The organism is Micromonospora acroterricola (genome assembly GCF_003172955.1).
Lineage (GTDB): Bacteria > Actinomycetota > Actinomycetes > Mycobacteriales > Micromonosporaceae > Micromonospora > Micromonospora acroterricola.
Genome location: NZ_QGKR01000151.1, coordinates 1 through 14,541 on the forward strand (window position 1 = coordinate 1; position 14,541 = coordinate 14,541).

Annotated in this window: 13 protein-coding genes and 1 riboswitch; of the genes, 8 read left to right on the forward strand and 5 right to left on the reverse strand. The window is 73.2% G+C overall.

Annotated features, from left to right (window positions below):
* Positions 1-308 (forward strand): hypothetical protein (locus DKT68_RS08325; protein WP_330848933.1); only part of this gene is annotated, 308 nt, incomplete at its 5' end.
* Positions 309-328: 20 nt separating this feature from the next.
* Here DKT68_RS08325 and DKT68_RS08330 read toward each other — a convergent pair.
* Positions 329-1,171, reverse strand: coding sequence for a DUF3152 domain-containing protein (locus tag DKT68_RS08330; protein ID WP_109816838.1), 843 nt, complete (start codon positions 1,169-1,171; stop codon positions 329-331).
* A gap of 138 nt (positions 1,172-1,309) precedes the next feature.
* Here DKT68_RS08330 and DKT68_RS08335 point away from each other — a divergent pair, with 138 nt between their 5' ends.
* On the forward strand, positions 1,310-1,813 hold the full coding sequence (locus tag DKT68_RS08335) for a SigE family RNA polymerase sigma factor (protein WP_109816839.1): 504 nt from the start codon (positions 1,310-1,312) through the stop codon (positions 1,811-1,813).
* Positions 1,810-2,571, forward strand: coding sequence for a hypothetical protein (locus DKT68_RS08340; protein WP_109816840.1), 762 nt, complete (start codon positions 1,810-1,812; stop codon positions 2,569-2,571). Before DKT68_RS08335 ends, DKT68_RS08340 begins: the two co-directional genes overlap by 4 nt.
* Before the next feature lie 30 nt (positions 2,572-2,601).
* On the opposite strand, the gene DKT68_RS08345 is transcribed toward DKT68_RS08340, so the two are convergent.
* Positions 2,602-5,481 (reverse strand): ATP-binding protein, encoded by a 2,880-nt coding sequence (locus DKT68_RS08345; RefSeq protein ID WP_109816841.1) that lies wholly within the window; start codon positions 5,479-5,481, stop codon positions 2,602-2,604.
* 317 nt (positions 5,482-5,798) lie between these two features.
* Here DKT68_RS08345 and DKT68_RS08350 point away from each other — a divergent pair, with 317 nt between their 5' ends.
* Both DKT68_RS08350 and DKT68_RS08355 read left to right on the forward strand, forming a co-directional pair.
* Positions 5,799-7,556 carry a M28 family peptidase gene (locus DKT68_RS08350; protein ID WP_109816842.1) on the forward strand — a complete coding sequence of 586 codons (1,758 nt, stop codon included), beginning with the start codon at positions 5,799-5,801 and terminating at the stop codon, positions 7,554-7,556.
* A 134-nt stretch (positions 7,557-7,690) separates the two neighbouring features.
* Complete coding sequence (locus DKT68_RS08355; protein ID WP_109816843.1) at positions 7,691-8,197, forward strand: hypothetical protein; 507 nt, start codon at positions 7,691-7,693, stop codon at positions 8,195-8,197.
* A gap of 92 nt (positions 8,198-8,289) precedes the next feature.
* Here DKT68_RS08355 and DKT68_RS08360 read toward each other — a convergent pair whose 3' ends face one another.
* Positions 8,290-8,988 carry an SDR family oxidoreductase gene (locus tag DKT68_RS08360; RefSeq protein WP_109816844.1) on the reverse strand — a complete coding sequence of 233 codons (699 nt, stop codon included), beginning with the start codon at positions 8,986-8,988 and terminating at the stop codon, positions 8,290-8,292.
* A 160-nt stretch (positions 8,989-9,148) separates the two neighbouring features.
* Here DKT68_RS08360 and htpG point away from each other — a divergent pair, with 160 nt between their 5' ends.
* The 3 genes from htpG to DKT68_RS08375 all read left to right on the forward strand — a co-directional run bounded on the left by htpG (position 9,149) and on the right by DKT68_RS08375 (position 12,803).
* A complete protein-coding gene (gene htpG, locus DKT68_RS08365; RefSeq protein WP_109816845.1) occupies positions 9,149-11,065 on the forward strand; it encodes a molecular chaperone HtpG in 1,917 nt (638 codons plus the stop codon).
* Between the two features lie 16 nt (positions 11,066-11,081).
* Positions 11,082-11,798, forward strand: a complete 717-nt coding sequence (locus tag DKT68_RS08370; protein WP_109816846.1) for a ThuA domain-containing protein — start codon at positions 11,082-11,084, stop codon at positions 11,796-11,798.
* Between the two features lie 166 nt (positions 11,799-11,964).
* A riboswitch (cyclic di-AMP (ydaO/yuaA leader) is annotated at positions 11,965-12,135 on the forward strand.
* On the forward strand, positions 12,135-12,803 hold the full coding sequence (locus tag DKT68_RS08375) for a LysM peptidoglycan-binding domain-containing protein (RefSeq protein ID WP_109816847.1): 669 nt from the start codon (positions 12,135-12,137) through the stop codon (positions 12,801-12,803). It overlaps the preceding riboswitch by 1 nt.
* 77 nt (positions 12,804-12,880) lie before the next feature.
* Here DKT68_RS08375 and DKT68_RS08380 read toward each other — a convergent pair whose 3' ends face one another.
* Entirely contained in the window at positions 12,881-13,246 is a 366-nt protein-coding gene (locus DKT68_RS08380; protein WP_109816848.1) for a hypothetical protein, read from the reverse strand.
* Positions 13,247-13,333: 87 nt separating this feature from the next.
* On the reverse strand, positions 13,334-14,521 hold the full coding sequence (gene dinB / locus DKT68_RS08385) for a DNA polymerase IV (RefSeq protein ID WP_109816869.1): 1,188 nt from the start codon (positions 14,519-14,521) through the stop codon (positions 13,334-13,336).
* Positions 14,522-14,541: the final 20 nt, after the last annotated feature.

The window sequence follows — 14,541 nt, forward strand, 5'->3', positions numbered from 1 at the left end:
ACCGTGACGCCCCGGTGGCCGATCCGACCCTCGCCGCACCGGACCGGGGCGGCTGGCCGCTGCTGCCCGCGTACTACCTGCTGGTCGCCGCCGCTCTCGCGGTGCTGGCGCTGGTGCTCCTGCGCCCCCGCCGGGCGGCGGCCGGGGCGGAGCGCTCGTCCGGCGCCCCCGCGCCGGCACCGACGCCGACGCCGAATCCGGGCCCCTTGCCGGACAATGTCAGCCGCCTGCCGACGAACCTCAACGCCATCTACGAGCTGGGCCGGCTGGACGAGCGACTCGAACAGGAGCGCCGCCACCGGTCCTGAGGCGAACGGCGACGTCGGGCTCAGCGAGCCGGCCGGGCACCCTCACGCGGAGGGATGTCGTCCTGGTACGCCCCGACCGGCCCCGCGTAGCGGACCCCGCCCGGGTACGGCCAGGCATTGCCCGTGCAACCGTGCAGGCCCAGCGTCTGCTGCTGCATCACCGGCGCCGGCCGGCCCCGCCCCGGGCACCGCTCGTGGCCGAGGCCGAGCCGGTGCCCGACCTCGTGGTTGACCATGTACTGCCGGTAGGTGTCCAGGCCGGCGCGGTAACCCGGCACCGCCTTGATCCAGCGCGCCACGTTGAGCACCACCCGGTCGCCTCTGCGGCACGAGGTGTAGCCGTCCGGAACGTCCTGGCACAGCCGGTCGCGGGTGCCGGGGGTCGCCAGGTAGACGGTGAAGTCGGCCGGTGTGGCGGCGCCCACCCGACGCAGCCGCCAGGCGCCGCCGGCCGTCCAGCCGCGCGGGTCGTCGAGCGTCGCGGAGACCGCCGCGGCGACGTCGGCCACCGCCAGACCGCGGATGTCGCGCTCCACGGCGACCCGGTAGCGCAGCAACCGCCCACGGTTGCCGCGCGCGGGCGTCGTCTCGGCGGCGGCCACCGACCAGCGGTTGCCGCCGGTGGCGGGGTAGCTGACCTGGACGGCCGGCGAGGGCGCGGCAACCGCGCTGCCGGCGGCTCCCGCCGGTCGACCGGTCGTGACCCGCCCCGCCGAGGGCCGCCCGTCGGGGGCTGGCCCGGTCGTGGTGGGGCCGGTGGCGGGCTGCCCGGCCGCCGGCAGGCCGCAGCCGGTGAGCAGTGCCATCACCAGCAGCAGCGCCACGGAGGCGGCGTTCACCGAGCGGGTAGCCTTCGTCGACATGTCTCTCCCCTCGCGCGCCGGTCTGCGGCGCGGCAGGAGAAGAGACGAATGGCTTGGCCGAAAAGTTGATCTCGCGGACGCTCAACCTTTCGTGGCCCTCGCCCGTCCGTAACGGTGTGGCACGGGGGAGGGTTCGACGTGGGGCGGGGTGACGCGGAGTTCGTCGAGTTCGCGCGCGCGGCCTCCGCGCGGCTGGTGCACGCCGCGTTCCTGATGACCGGGGACCACCACCAGGCCGAGGACGCCGCGCAGACCGCACTGGTCCGCACCTACGCGTCCTGGTCCCGGATCCGCGACGACGACGCCTACGGCTACGCGCGCCGGATCCTGGTCAACCATCTGGTGGACGGATGGCGACGCCCGATCCGGGAGTATCCGACCGAGGAGGTCCCGGAGCAACGACGGGGCGACGTGGCCGACGAGGTGGCCACCCGCCGCTGGTTGACCGCGATCCTCGGCGCGCTCAGCCCGCGCGAGCGGGCCATCATCGTGCTGCGCTACTACTTCGACCTTCCGGAGGCGCAGGTGGCCCGGGAACTCGCCATCTCCGTCGGCACGGTCAAGAGCACCAGCTCGCGGGCCCTGGAGAAGCTGCGCAGCACCGGGCCGCGTACGGCCGACAACCAGGAGGCGTGCCGATGAGCGAGCTGGACCGGCTCCGCCACGCCATGCGGGTGACCGAGCGACCCGGGGGCGCCATCGACCTGGCCGCGGTGATGCGCGACGGGCGGCGGTTGCGTACCCGTCGCCGGGTCGCCGGGGCCGGTGTGGCGACGCTGGCGGCCGGGCTGGCCGGAGTCGTCGTCGCGGTGGTGGTCGGCGCCCTGCCGAACGACCCGGGGACGGTCGAGCGTCCGCCGCCGGTCGCCGTCGCCCCGGCGCCGCCGACCGACGGTCCTGCGACGCCGCCTGACCCGTCCGCCACCATGCCGCCGACCACGGCGGCCCGTACGGAGCCGCCGCCGTCGCCGCTGGGCGAGGTCATCGACAGCGGGGTCCGGCACGGCGCCGACCAGCGCGTGTACTACCTCGTCCGGGTGTCGGTTCCCGGTGAGCCCCGGGTGAGCATCGGGCTCGCCGCCGGCCGCCGTGCCCCGAACGGCACCCTGACCACGGACATCCTGGTCAACGACGTCGAAGGGTCCGACCGCAGTCCGGGATTCCACCAGATCGGCTACGACGAGGGGGGATCGGCGGCGCCGGTGCCCGCCTTCGGCTACTTCGTCGGCCCGGCGCACCGGATCACCGGCACCGTGGACGGCCGGCAGGTCGCTGCCCGACTGGCCCGGTGGAGCGCCGACAAGCAGGTGGTCATCTTCTGGTTCGACCCGGCCGACCTGGCCCCGGGGGATCGGCTGGACGGCATCACCGCCCGCGACGGCAGCAACCGTCGGCTGTGACGCGCTGGCGGGCGTACGGCGGCCGCTCGTTCAGGCCGGGTCGTCGAGTCGGCGTTCGATCGTCACCGTCGTTCCCTCACCGGTGGAGACCAGCCGCACGTCGCCGTAGGCGTTCATCAGCAGCGCGCCCCGACCCCGGTCCATGGCCGGCCGGCGGTCCCGCCAGGTGCCGAAGTCGCGCACCGAGATCCGGACCAGGCCGCCGCCCACCTGGAGCCGGACCCACACCTCCGGACGGCTGGGCCGCTGCGCGTGCTCGACCGCGTTGTTCATCGCCTCGGAGGCGGCGAGCAGCAGGTCCGCCAGGACGTCCGGGTCGACGTCCAGGTCGCCCAGCGCCGACCGGACGTCCCGGCGCATCGCCGCCGCCGAGGTGGGCGCGGAGGCGTACGTCCGGCTGACGTCCAGGGTGTGGTCCGGCTCATCCCGGTCGGCCCCGCTCGCGGGCGGGTCGCCGACCGGTTCGGCGCGGGCGATCCGGGCGGGAGTGCCGGCCCGACCGCCCGACGGGTCCACGGCCGGCGTCGGCCAGGTCGAGGCCACGCCCTCCACGGCCGGCGTCACGGTGGTGACCACGGTCGGTGGCGGCGTCGTCGACGTGGCGTTGGTCCGTGGTGGGGTGGCATCGGCCCGGGCCGCGTCGGCCGGAGGCACGCCGCCGGCGCGGGACCGGCGGATGGCGGCCCGGATCCGGGCGATCAGCTCGGCCGCGGCGAACGGCTTCACCAGGTAGTCGTCGGCGCCCAGGCTCAGGCCCGCCACGCTGGCCTCCCCGCTGGCCCGGGCGGAGAGCACCAGCACCGGCAGCGCCCGGGTGGACGGGTCCGCGCGCAGCCGCCGGACCAGGTCGAAGCCGTCCAGCACCGGCATCATCACGTCGGTGAGGAGCAGGTCGGGCGGGTCGCTGCGGATGGCGTCGAGGGCCTGCCGGCCGTCGGTGACGGCCCGCACCCGCCAACCCTGCCCGGTGAGCAGCCGGCTCAGGTACGCCCGCATGTCGCTGTTGTCGTCGGCCACCAGGATCCGTGCCCCGGTCAGCTCGTCCCCGGCCGGCCCGGACGCGGGCTCGGGCTCGGCGACGCCGCCGGCCGGGTCGGCCAGCCAGGTCGCCGCCCCCTGAACGGCGGCGCGGGCCGCGTCGCCCCGACCCTCGGCCGGTGATCCGGTCAGCGGAGTGTGGCGCGCCGCCGCCGACCAGGGCAGGGCCACGGTGAACGTGCTGCCGACGCCCACCTGGCTGGTCACCCGGGCCTCGCCACCCTCCAGCCGGGCCAGCTCGTGCACCAGGGCCAGGCCGATGCCGGTGCCCTCGTGACTGCGGGAGAGGGCCCCCTGCACCCGGTGGAAGCGTTCGAAGAGCTTCGGCAGCTCCTGTTCGGCGATGCCGATGCCGGTGTCCGTGACGGTGAGCCGCACCTCCTCGTCGTCGGACTCCAGGCCGACCCGGATCCGGCCGATGAACGTGTACTTCAATGCGTTGGACAGCAGGTTGGTGACGATGCGTTCCCAGTTGACCGGGTCGACCGTGACGGGCCGGGGCAGCGGCGGGCAGTCGACGTCCAGGACCAGGCCGGCCCGCTCGATGGCGGCCCGGAAGACGCCGGCCAGCTCGGCCGTGAGCGTGGCGAGATCGACCACGCGGGCGTCGCTGCGGGCCCGCCCGGCCTCCAGGCTGGAGAACGTGAGGAGGCTGTTGACCAGGGTCAGCAGGCGGGTGGCGTTGCGCCAGGCGGTCTCCACCCGCTCCTGCTGCACGGGCGCCAGTGGCGCGGAGGTGTCGGCGAGCGCGTCGGCCAGCGGGCCGAGCATGAGGGTCAACGGGGTGCGGAACTCGTGGCTGACGTTGGTGAAGAAGCTCGTCTTCACCCGGTCCAGTTCGGCCAGCGCCTCGGCCCGGCGCCGCTCCTCCTCGTACGCCCGCGCGTTGCGCACCGCCACCGAGACCTGCTGGGCCAGGAGCTGGTAGAAGGCGCGGTACGCCTCGTCGAGCCTGCGGCTGGGACTGACCCCGACCAGCAGGATGCCGAGCGGCTGGTCCTCGTCGGCCGAGGGCAGGGGCAGCGCCAGCGCGGTGTGGACCGGGTCGTCCCAGGGGCCGGCGGGCAGTGGCAGCCGGTCGGCGACCCCGGTCACCTCGGTCGCCCGGCCCTCGGCGGCGTCCGGCAGCCCCCAGGCGCGGGTGGTCGGGCTGGGGTCGGCCAGCCCGGCGGCGGCCGGCAGCGCCTCGGGCACGGTGGCCTGCCCCGGATCGCCGCCGGTCCAGGCGACCTGGCGCAGCATCGCGCCGTCGCGCAGGTAGATGGCGGCGAACGGCACGTCCAGCGGGTGGCCGCCGATCGCCTCGATCAGCCGGGCGCAGGTGGCGTCCACGTCGACGGTGCGTCCGTCGCCGCGGACGGACAGGTCGCGCAGCAGTCGCAGCCGCCGTTCGCCGACGACCTGTTCGGTGACCTCGCTGCACACGGTCAGCACGCCGACGGTGCGGCCCTCGTCGTCCCGGGCCGGCGCGTGCGAGACGCTGAAGTACGCCTCCTCGCGGTAGCCGGCCCGCTCCAGCAGCAGTTGCAGGGCGGGCACCCAGCTGGCGACCCCGGTGGCCATGGCCTCCTCGATCAGCGGGGCGAGCACGTCCCAGCCCTCGGCGAGGGTCACCCGCACGTCGCCGCCGAGCGCGGCCGGGTGCTTGTCGCCGATCAGCGCCGAGTAGGCGTCGTTGTAGAGCTGGGAGAATCTGTCGCCCCAGAGCAGCAGCATGGGGTAGCGGGAGGAGAGCACCACCCGCACCGCGGCGCGCAGGCTCTGCGGCCAGTCGGCCACCGGGCCGAGCGGGGTGCGTGTCCAGTCCAGGTCCGCCATGAGACGGCCGGTGTCACCGCCGCCGGTGAACAGGTCCGTCGTGGGTCGTGTCACGCTCGACCCGGCCCCATCGCAAAGCCCCCCGTTCCGGGCCCGACGACCCCTACTGGTGTTACCTACCCATCCTGGCACCTTCCCTCACCTGTGCCGACGTCGGCTCCCGCCGATCGTGCCGCGGGGCCGGTCCGGGCCCGGCGTAGGGAGCGATGGCGACAGAGCCGGACATTGCGCCCCCGTCGCGTCGGCCGGCCGTCCACTGGTGGAGCGGTGGCCGACGCCGATCCGGTCGGGGTTCCGGACGAACGACCGATGCCCGATACATCGAAGTCTGTAAGTGTCTCGGTAATCTCTCCAACCCCCGAGGAGCCCCCATGAGAGGCAGAACGCTGAGCGCGGGCATCGCGCTCGCCGTGTTCACCGGGATGACGGTGACGCTGGCCGCCCAGCCGGTGACCGCGTCGCCCATCGCCGCGACGGCAGCGGCCCGGCCGATCGCCGCGCCCGCCGCCGTCCTGGCGGCGCCGGACATCTCCGTCAGCAACGTCCAGGCGCACCTGACCCAGTTCAACTCCATCGCCAGCAGCAACGGCGGCAACCGGCGGGCCGGCTCGGCCGGCTACACCGCCTCGCTGACCTACGTGAAGAGCAGGCTCCAGGCGGCCGGCTACACCGTCAGCGAGCAGTACTGCTCCAGCTGCACGTACCCCTCGAACAACCTGATCGCGGAATGGCCCGGCGGCCCGGCCGACCAGGTGGTCATGTTCGGCGCCCACCTGGACGGCGTCTCGGCCGGGCCCGGCATCAACGACAACGCCACCGGCTCGTCCACCCTGCTGGAGAACGCGCTGGTGCTGGCCGGGCAGAACCCGACCATGACCAAGCGGGTGCGGTTCGCCTGGTGGACCGACGAGGAGCAGGGGCTCAACGGCTCCCGCTTCTACGTCAACTCGCTCAACGCCACCCAGCGCGGCTACATCAAGGGCTACTACAACTTCGACATGGTCGGCTCGATCAACGGCGGCTACTTCATCAACCGGGTCACCTCCACCACGGCGGCGCCGCTGAAGGCGTACTGGGACTCGCTGGGGTTGCAGCCGGAGGAGAACGTCGAGGGGCAGGGCCGCTCCGACGACTACTACTTCCAGCAGGCCGGCATCCCCACCTCCGGCTACGCCGCGGGCGCCAGCGCCCGCAAGACCAGCGCCCAGGCGGCCAAGTGGGGCGGCACCGCCAACTCGGCGTACGACCCCTGCTACCACCGGGCCTGCGACACCACGGCGAACGTCAGCGCCACCGTGCTGAACCGGGCCGCGGACGGAGTCGCGTACGCGCTGTGGCAGCTCGCCGTCGGCGGCGGCACCCCGACCAACGACTTCTCCGTGGCCGTCAGCCCCACCGCGCGGACCGTCGCGCGGGGCGCCAGCACCACCGCCGCGGTCGTCACCGCCACCACCTCCGGTTCGGCGCAGTCGGTCAGCCTCTCCGCGTCCGGCGCTCCGAGCGGGGTGAGTGTCTCGTTCAGCCCGTCGTCGGTGACCTCCGGCGGCTCCGCGACGATGACCCTGACCGCGTCGGCCAGCGCGGCGACCGGCACCGTCACCATCACGGTCACCGGCACCGGCTCGGTCACCCGCAGCGCCAGCCTCACGCTCACGGTGACCGGCACCGGCGGCTGCGCCGGCGGCCAGGTGATCGGCAACGGTGGCTTCGAGACCGGCAGCGCGCCGTGGACCGCGTCCACCGGCGTGATCACCAACGCCAGCGGCCAGCCGGCCCGGACCGGGTCGTACAAGGCGTGGCTCAACGGGTACGGCAGCACCCGCACCGAGACCCTGTACCAGTCGGTGACCGTGCCGGCCGGGTGTGCCAGCTACACGCTGTCGTTCTGGCTGCACATCGACACCGCCGAGACCACCGGTTCCACGGCGTACGACAGGCTCACCGTGCAGGTCGGCTCGACCACGCTGGCGACGTACTCGAACCTCAACGCCGCCGCCGGCTACGTCCAGCGCACCTTCAACGTGGCCGCGTACGCCGGGCAGACGGTGACGCTGCGGTTCAACGGCACCGAGGACTCCTCGTTGCAGACCAGCTTCGTGATCGACGATGTGACGCTGCAGGCGAGCTGACGTGGGCCGTCGGGTGGAGGCGGGGCGACTGCCTCCACCCGGCGCCTAGTCACGCTCGTCTATCTCTGGTAGAAATCCTTCAAGGCCGGCCCCTGGTTCGCAAATATTCCACCCCTCACGCGAACGGGAGTGCCATGTCTTCCACCCGATCCACCCTGCGCCGCCGCGCGCTCACGCTTCTGGTGGCCACCGTCGCCGCGGTCGGCGCCGCGCTCGGACTCTCCGCCCCGGCCTTCGCCATCACCCACTCCAGCGCCACCTCGCAGCTGCGCGCCGCCAACATCTCCTGGACCTCCAGCGGCAACTGCAGCGACCGCAACGTGCCCACCTGCACCTCCTTCACCGGGGTTCGGCAGGCCACCATCGACGGCATCATCACCTTCAAGCGAGCCAGTGGCTGCGCGGTCACCATCACCGCCGGCACCGAGGTGGGGCACGCCGGCGGCACGTACAGCCACTGGAACGGCTACAAGCTCGACATCGCGCTGAGCACCTGCATCCAGAACTACATCTCCGCGAACTACACCTACGTCGGCTACATCGCCGGCTTCGGCTACCAGTACCGCGCCGCCTCGGGCAACCTCTACACCAAGGAGGGCAGTCACTGGGACATCCTCTTCTACAGCTGTGGCGGTTGCTGACCGCGTGACGCCGAGGCGGGTACGCGGAGGAGCTGACCGCGTACCCGCGCCGGGGCCTCCGCCGGAGCACGGGCGGTGGCCCCGGTGCGGGGTCAGGGCAGCTGCGGGTAGAGCGCGGCGACCCCGCCGGAGAGCCCGGCCTGGACCCGGCGGCTGGTCTCGTCGGTCACGATCTCGTAGGCGTCGGCCTCGATGCCGTCCACACCCAGGCGGGCGATCAGCGCGGGATCGGACTTCGGGCCGGTGATCGTGGCGGCCATGTCGGTGTCCATGTAGCCGACGTGCAGGCCGGCGACCCGGATGCCCCGCTCGGCGAGCTGGAGACGTAGGGCGTTGGTCATCGCCCACTCGGCCGACTTGGCGGCGCCGTACGCGCCGTGCAGCGGGAAGTTCACCCAGGACAGGGCGGAGAGCACGTTGAGGACCGTTCCGCCGCCGTTGTCCGCGATGACCGGGGCGAACGCCCGGATCATCGACAGCGTGCCGATGTAGTGGGTCTCCAGGTCGAGTCGGACCAGATCGAGGTCGCCGTCCATCAGGTCCGTGCGGAGATCGATGCCGGCGTTGTTGACCAGCAGGTTGACGTCCCCGGCCAGTTCGGCGGCGGCGGCCACCGAGGCGGGGTCGGTGATGTCCAGCCGCACCGGCGTCACGCCGGGCAGGTCCACGTTGTCGGGGTTGCGGGCGCCGGCGTAGACGGTGGCGCCCCGGGAGAGGAGTTCGGCGGCGAGGGTCCGGCCGAAGCCACGGTTGGCGCCGGTGACGAGGGCGGTGCTTCCGGAGATCTTCATGGGGGCCAGGCTATCCACCTGACTTAGCTCCACCAAAGTCAGCTATGTCACGGCGGCGGCACGCCCGGATCGGGAATACGACCGGACGCGGGCACAGCCCCGCCCGTGACGGCTCGTATCCTTTCCGCGAACCTCCGCACGAGCCGAGAAGGGAGACGGTGTGAGCAACCAGGCCGAGACGTTGGAGTTCCAGGCCGAGGCGCGTCAGCTCCTCCAGTTGGTCGTCCACTCGATCTATTCGAACAAGGACGTCTTCCTGCGGGAACTCATCTCCAACGCGTCCGACGCGCTGGACAAGCTCCGGCTGGCGACCCTGGTCGACAAGGATCTCGTCGCCGACACCGAGGACCTGCACGTCGCCATCGAGGTCGACCGCGAGGCCCGCACCCTGACCGTGCGGGACAACGGCATCGGGATGACCCGCGACGAGGTGATCGGGCTGATCGGCACGATCGCCAAGTCGGGCACCGCCGAGCTGCTGCGCCAGCTGCGCGAGTCCGCCGACGCTCGCGCCTCGCAGGATCTGATCGGCCAGTTCGGCGTCGGCTTCTACGCCGCGTTCATGGTCGCCGACCGGGTCACCCTGCTGACCCGCAAGGCCGGCGAGACCGGCGGCACCCGCTGGGAGTCCGCCGGCGAGGGCACGTACTCGATCGAGACCGTCGACGAGGCGCCGCAGGGCACCACGGTGATCCTGCACCTCAAGCCGGCGGACGCCGAGGACAACCTGCACGACTACACCGCCGAGTGGACGATCCGGGAGATCGTCAAGCGATACTCCGACTTCATCGCCTGGCCGATCCGGATGCGCGTCGAGCGCCCCGGCGCCGACGGAGAGGCCGCCACCAGCGAGGTGCAGACGCTCAACTCGATGAAGGCGCTCTGGGCGCGGCCCCGCGACGAGGTCGACGCCAGCGAGTACCACGAGTTCTACAAGCACGTCAGCCACGACTGGGCCGACCCGCTCGAGGTCGTGCACATGAAGGGCGAGGGCGCCTTCGAGTACGAGGCGCTGCTGTTCCTGCCCAGCCACGCCCCGCTGGACATGTTCTCCCCGCAGGGCCGCCGCGGCGTCCAGCTCTACGTCAAGCGCGTGTTCATCATGGACGACTGCGAGGCGCTGGTCCCCACCTACCTGCGCTTCGTCAAGGGCGTGGTCGACGCGCACGACCTGTCGCTGAACATCTCCCGGGAGATCCTCCAGCAGGACCGGCAGATCCAGATCGTCCGCCGGCGCCTGGTCCGCAAGGTCCTCGCCGCGGTCCGGGACCTCAAGACCAACCACCCCGAGCGCTACCGCACCTTCTGGACCGAGTTCGGCGCGGTGGTCAAGGAAGGGCTGATCGACGACACCGACAACCGGGACACGCTGCTGGAGATCCTGTCGGTGGCCTCCACCAACGACCCGGCCGAGCTCACCGACCTGGCCGGCTACGTGGCACGCATGAAGGACGGCCAGAGCGACATCTGGTACGCCACCGGCGACTCCCGGGCCACCATCGAGAACTCCCCGCACCTGGAGGCGTTCCGGGCCAAGGGCCACGAGGTGCTGCTGCTCACCGACCCGGTCGACGAGGTGTGGGTCGAACGGGTCGGCCAGTACGACGGCCGGCCGCTGCGCTCGATCGCCAAGGGCGAGGTCGACCTGGACACCGACGAGGAGAAGAAGCAGGCCGAGGCCGAGCGGGAGCAGCAGCGGCAGGAGTTCGCCGCGCTGCTCGACTGGCTCGGCACCACCCTGGCCGACAGCGTCCGGGAGGTCCGCCTGTCGTCGAGGCTGACCACCTCGCCGGCCTGCGTCGTCGGCGACGCGCAGGATCTCACCCCGACCCTGGAGAAGATGTACCGGGCGATGGGCCACGAGATCCCGGCGACGAAGCGCATCCTGGAGATCAACCCGGGTCACCCGCTGGTCGCCGGGCTGCGCAAGGCCCAGGAACAGGGCGGCGACCCGGCGGCTCTGACCGAGACCGCCGAGCTGCTGTACGGCCTGGCCGTGCTCGCCGAGGGCGGCGAGCTCGCCGACCCGGCCCGGTTCACCCGGGCGCTCGCCGACCGGCTGGCCCGTACCCTCTGACGGCCCGTCCCGGCCGGTGGGCCGCCCGCTCAGCGGGCTCCCGCCGGCCGGGCCCCGCGCCAGGAAGGTCATTGCTGTCGACACGGTCATCTTCAGCGGGGAGGGCCCGCACGCCGACCCCTGGCACCGGCTGGCCGAGACCAGCGCGGCGATCGCCGGCCTGATCGGGGACGACGGCCCGGTGACGGTCGTGACCTCCGTCGACCGGCTCGGCGCGGCGCTCGACGGCGCGCGGCTGCTGGTGGTCAACGCCAGCGCCGACCGTTCGACCCCGGTCCCCGAGGACGGGGACTTCGCGCGGATCCTCGACGCCTTCCTGGGTGGCGGCGGCAGCCTGCTCGCCACCCACAGCGCCACGATCGCCTTTCCCGGACTGTCGGCCTGGCGGTCCACGATCGGCGCCGCCTGGGACCACGGCCGGAGCTTCCACCCGCCGATCGGCCCCAGCCTCGTCCGGCGCACCGGCGTCGAGCACCCGATCACCGCCGGCCTCGGCGACATCGAGGTGCACGACGAGCGCTACACCGACCTGGAACTCGTCGACGGCGTCGACATCGGGCCCCTCTACGTCCACGACGAGGGTGGCGCCACCCACCCGCTCGTCTGGGCGCGCACCGTCGGGGACAACCGGATCGTCTACAACGCGCTCGGCCACGACGTCCGGTCCTACGAGTCGCCCGGCCACGTCGAGCTGCTCCACCGCATCGTCGCCTGGCTCCGCCACGACCTCTGAACGGCGGCCTGATCGGAAACGGTCCATCATGGTCACTGCACAGGTCGCGGTCACTCGCAACCGCTGCGCGAGCGGCCCCGCGTACCCCGGTGAAGAACTTCACAGGGGGTGGGCGACCGTCACCGACCGTGCCTAACGTCGGTCGGGTTCGCCAACGCGGACACCACGGCCGGCAACGCCAAATCCTGCCCCCGGTCGTCGGAACCCAGTCACCGGGCAGGAGCGGGGGACCCACGTTCCTCGGTGCACGTCACCTCGGGGTGAAGCCGCCACCGCGCGGCCGGGCTCCTCGGCCCGAACCCGACAGCTCACCTCGCCGGCGTGGAGGAAACGCACATGACCTCTGATCACACGCCCCGTCATCGACGGGTCACCACCCGCCGCGTCGCCGTCGGCACCCTCGCCGTCGGCGCGGTCACCGGCGCCGTCGCCCTCTTCGGCCCGGCCGCTCCGGCCCAGGCCGGCGTCAACTGGGACGCGATCGCCCAGTGCGAGTCCAGCGGCAACTGGCACATCAACACCGGCAACGGCTACTACGGCGGGTTGCAGTTCTCGCAGAGCACCTGGGCCGGCTACGGCGGCAGGAAGTACGCCGCCCGCGCCGACCTCGCCACGCGGGGCGAGCAGATCGCCATCGCGGAGAAGGTGCTCGACGGTCAGGGCATCGGCGCCTGGCCGACCTGCGGCAGGAAGGGTGGCTCGTCGGGCGGCTCCGCCACGAAGTCGTCGACGAAGTCCACCTCGAAGTCCACGTCGAAGTCCGGCTCGACCGACAAGCCACAGGAGCGCTCGTCGCGCGGCGAGCAGCCGGCGACCCGCGACCACCAGCGCACCGCGCCGGCGACCAGCGGCGAGACGTACCTGGTCGAGCCGGGCGACACCCTGTCGGAGATCGCCCAGAACCACCGGGTGGCCGGCGGCTGGCAGGCGCTGTACGAGCGCAACCGGCAGCTGATCGGCGCCGACCCGGGTCTGATCCTCCCGGGTCAGCGGCTCGGCCTCTGACGCACGAACCCGCGGGCGCTCGACCGGACTCCGGTCGAGCGCCCGCAGGCGTGTGTCGAGCAGGGCGCCCGATCCGGTCAGGCGGCCGAGGCGGTCGCCTGTGGACGCGCCGACACCGGGCCGGCCGACCAGGCCCGGCGCGCGGCCGGAGCGCCCTCCGGGGACCGGTCGGCGTGTGCGGCGCCGGCTTCCTCGCTCTGCTCCCGGGCGACTGTGGACGGTGTCTCGGCCGCGCCGCGGGCCAGCCGGAGCGACTGTTCCGCGCTGCTGCGCGCGGCGCATGGCCACGGTTGGTCGGCGCAGAGCAGGTTGTGGCAGGCGCCGTTCTCGTCCGGCTCGTGGGCGCTGAGCACGTCGACCGCGAGCTGCCAGAGCAGCGGGTCGGTCACGTCGCCGGGGCGCTGCTCACGGCGGCTCGGACGGTTGCTGGTGTCGTCGGACATGGTGGTCCCCCCTGTCAGGCTGATCCCCACAAGATCACCGCTCGGGCTGGCGCTAAACCTCGCGGATGCTGTGATGTGCGCCGCCGCTCAGTCCGGCAGCAGGGGCATCTCGACGCCCGGCTCCCGGCCGAGCAGCACCGCGCGGGTCAGCGCCGCCGATCCGAACCGGTCGCGGACCGCGTCCACCGCGGCGTCCAGCTCGGCACCCGGATCGTGCGCGAACGGCAGCTCCGGCTGGACCGGGTTGTCGTCCAGGTTGCCGACCGACACCCCGATCAGCGTGACACCCCGCCGGTCGATCTCCGGCAGGGCGGCGCGCAGCAACGCCCGCGCGGCGGCGAGCAGCGGCGTGGTGTCCGCGGTCGCCTTGCGGACGGTGTGGGAGCGGGTGGCCCGGGTGTAGTCGCCGAAGCGCAGCCGCAGCACCACCGTGCGCCCCGACCGTCCGGCCCTCCGCATCCGCCGGGTGACCCGGTCGACCAGGCCGGCCAGGATGGCGTCCAGCTCCGCCGGCGCGTGCGGCGCACGGCCCAGCGCGTGCTGCGCCCCCATCGAGCCGCGCCGGCGGCCGACCTGCACCGCTCGCGGGTCCCGGTTGTGCGCCAGGGCGTGCAGGTGCCGGCCGGCGCCCGCACCGAGCAGCGACACCAGCGCCGCCTCGCCGAGCCGGGCCACCTCGCCGACGGTACGGATCCGCCGTTCCCGCAGCTTCGCGGCGGTGACCGGGCCGACGCCCCAGAGCCGTTCCACCGGCAGCGGGTGCAGGAACGCCAGCTCGGCGTCGGGCGCGACGACCAGCAACCCGTCCGGCTTCGCCACCCCGCTGGCCACCTTCGCCAGGAACTTCGTGCGGGCCACCCCCACCGTGATCGGCAGGCGCACCCGCTCCTGGACCTCCCGGCGTAGCCGCTCGGCGATGTCGGCCGGCGGCCCCACCAGCCGGCGCAGGCCGCCCACGTCCAGGAACGCCTCGTCGATGGAGAGCCCCTCGACCAGCGGGGTGGTCTGCCGGAAGATCTCGAACACCGCCCGGCTGGCCGCCGTGTACGCCGACATCCGGGGCGGCACCACGATCGCGTCGGGGCAGAGCCGGCGCGCCTGCTGGCCGCCCATCGCGCTGCGGACGCCCCGCGCCTTCGCCTCGTAGCTGGCCGCGAGCACCACGCCACCGCCGACGATCACCGGCCGCCCCCGCAGGCGCGGATCGTCACGCTGCTCGACCGACGCGTAGAAGGCGTCCAGGTCGGCGTGCAGGATGCTGGCCCCGGACGACACGTACACATGTTCGCATGGCG

Coding starts and splice junctions, on each gene's coding strand:
- DKT68_RS08350 (WP_109816842.1), top strand. CDS start 5,799: ATGAGAGGCAGAACGCTGAGCGCGGGCATCGCGCTCGCCGTGTTCACC.
- DKT68_RS08375 (WP_109816847.1), top strand. CDS start 12,135: ATGACCTCTGATCACACGCCCCGTCATCGACGGGTCACCACCCGCCGC.
- DKT68_RS08355 (WP_109816843.1), top strand. CDS start 7,691: ATGTCTTCCACCCGATCCACCCTGCGCCGCCGCGCGCTCACGCTTCTG.
- DKT68_RS08340 (WP_109816840.1), top strand. CDS start 1,810: ATGAGCGAGCTGGACCGGCTCCGCCACGCCATGCGGGTGACCGAGCGA.
- DKT68_RS08380 (WP_109816848.1), bottom strand. CDS start 13,246: ATGTCCGACGACACCAGCAACCGTCCGAGCCGCCGTGAGCAGCGCCCC.
- DKT68_RS08330 (WP_109816838.1), bottom strand. CDS start 1,171: ATGTCGACGAAGGCTACCCGCTCGGTGAACGCCGCCTCCGTGGCGCTG.
- DKT68_RS08360 (WP_109816844.1), bottom strand. CDS start 8,988: ATGAAGATCTCCGGAAGCACCGCCCTCGTCACCGGCGCCAACCGTGGC.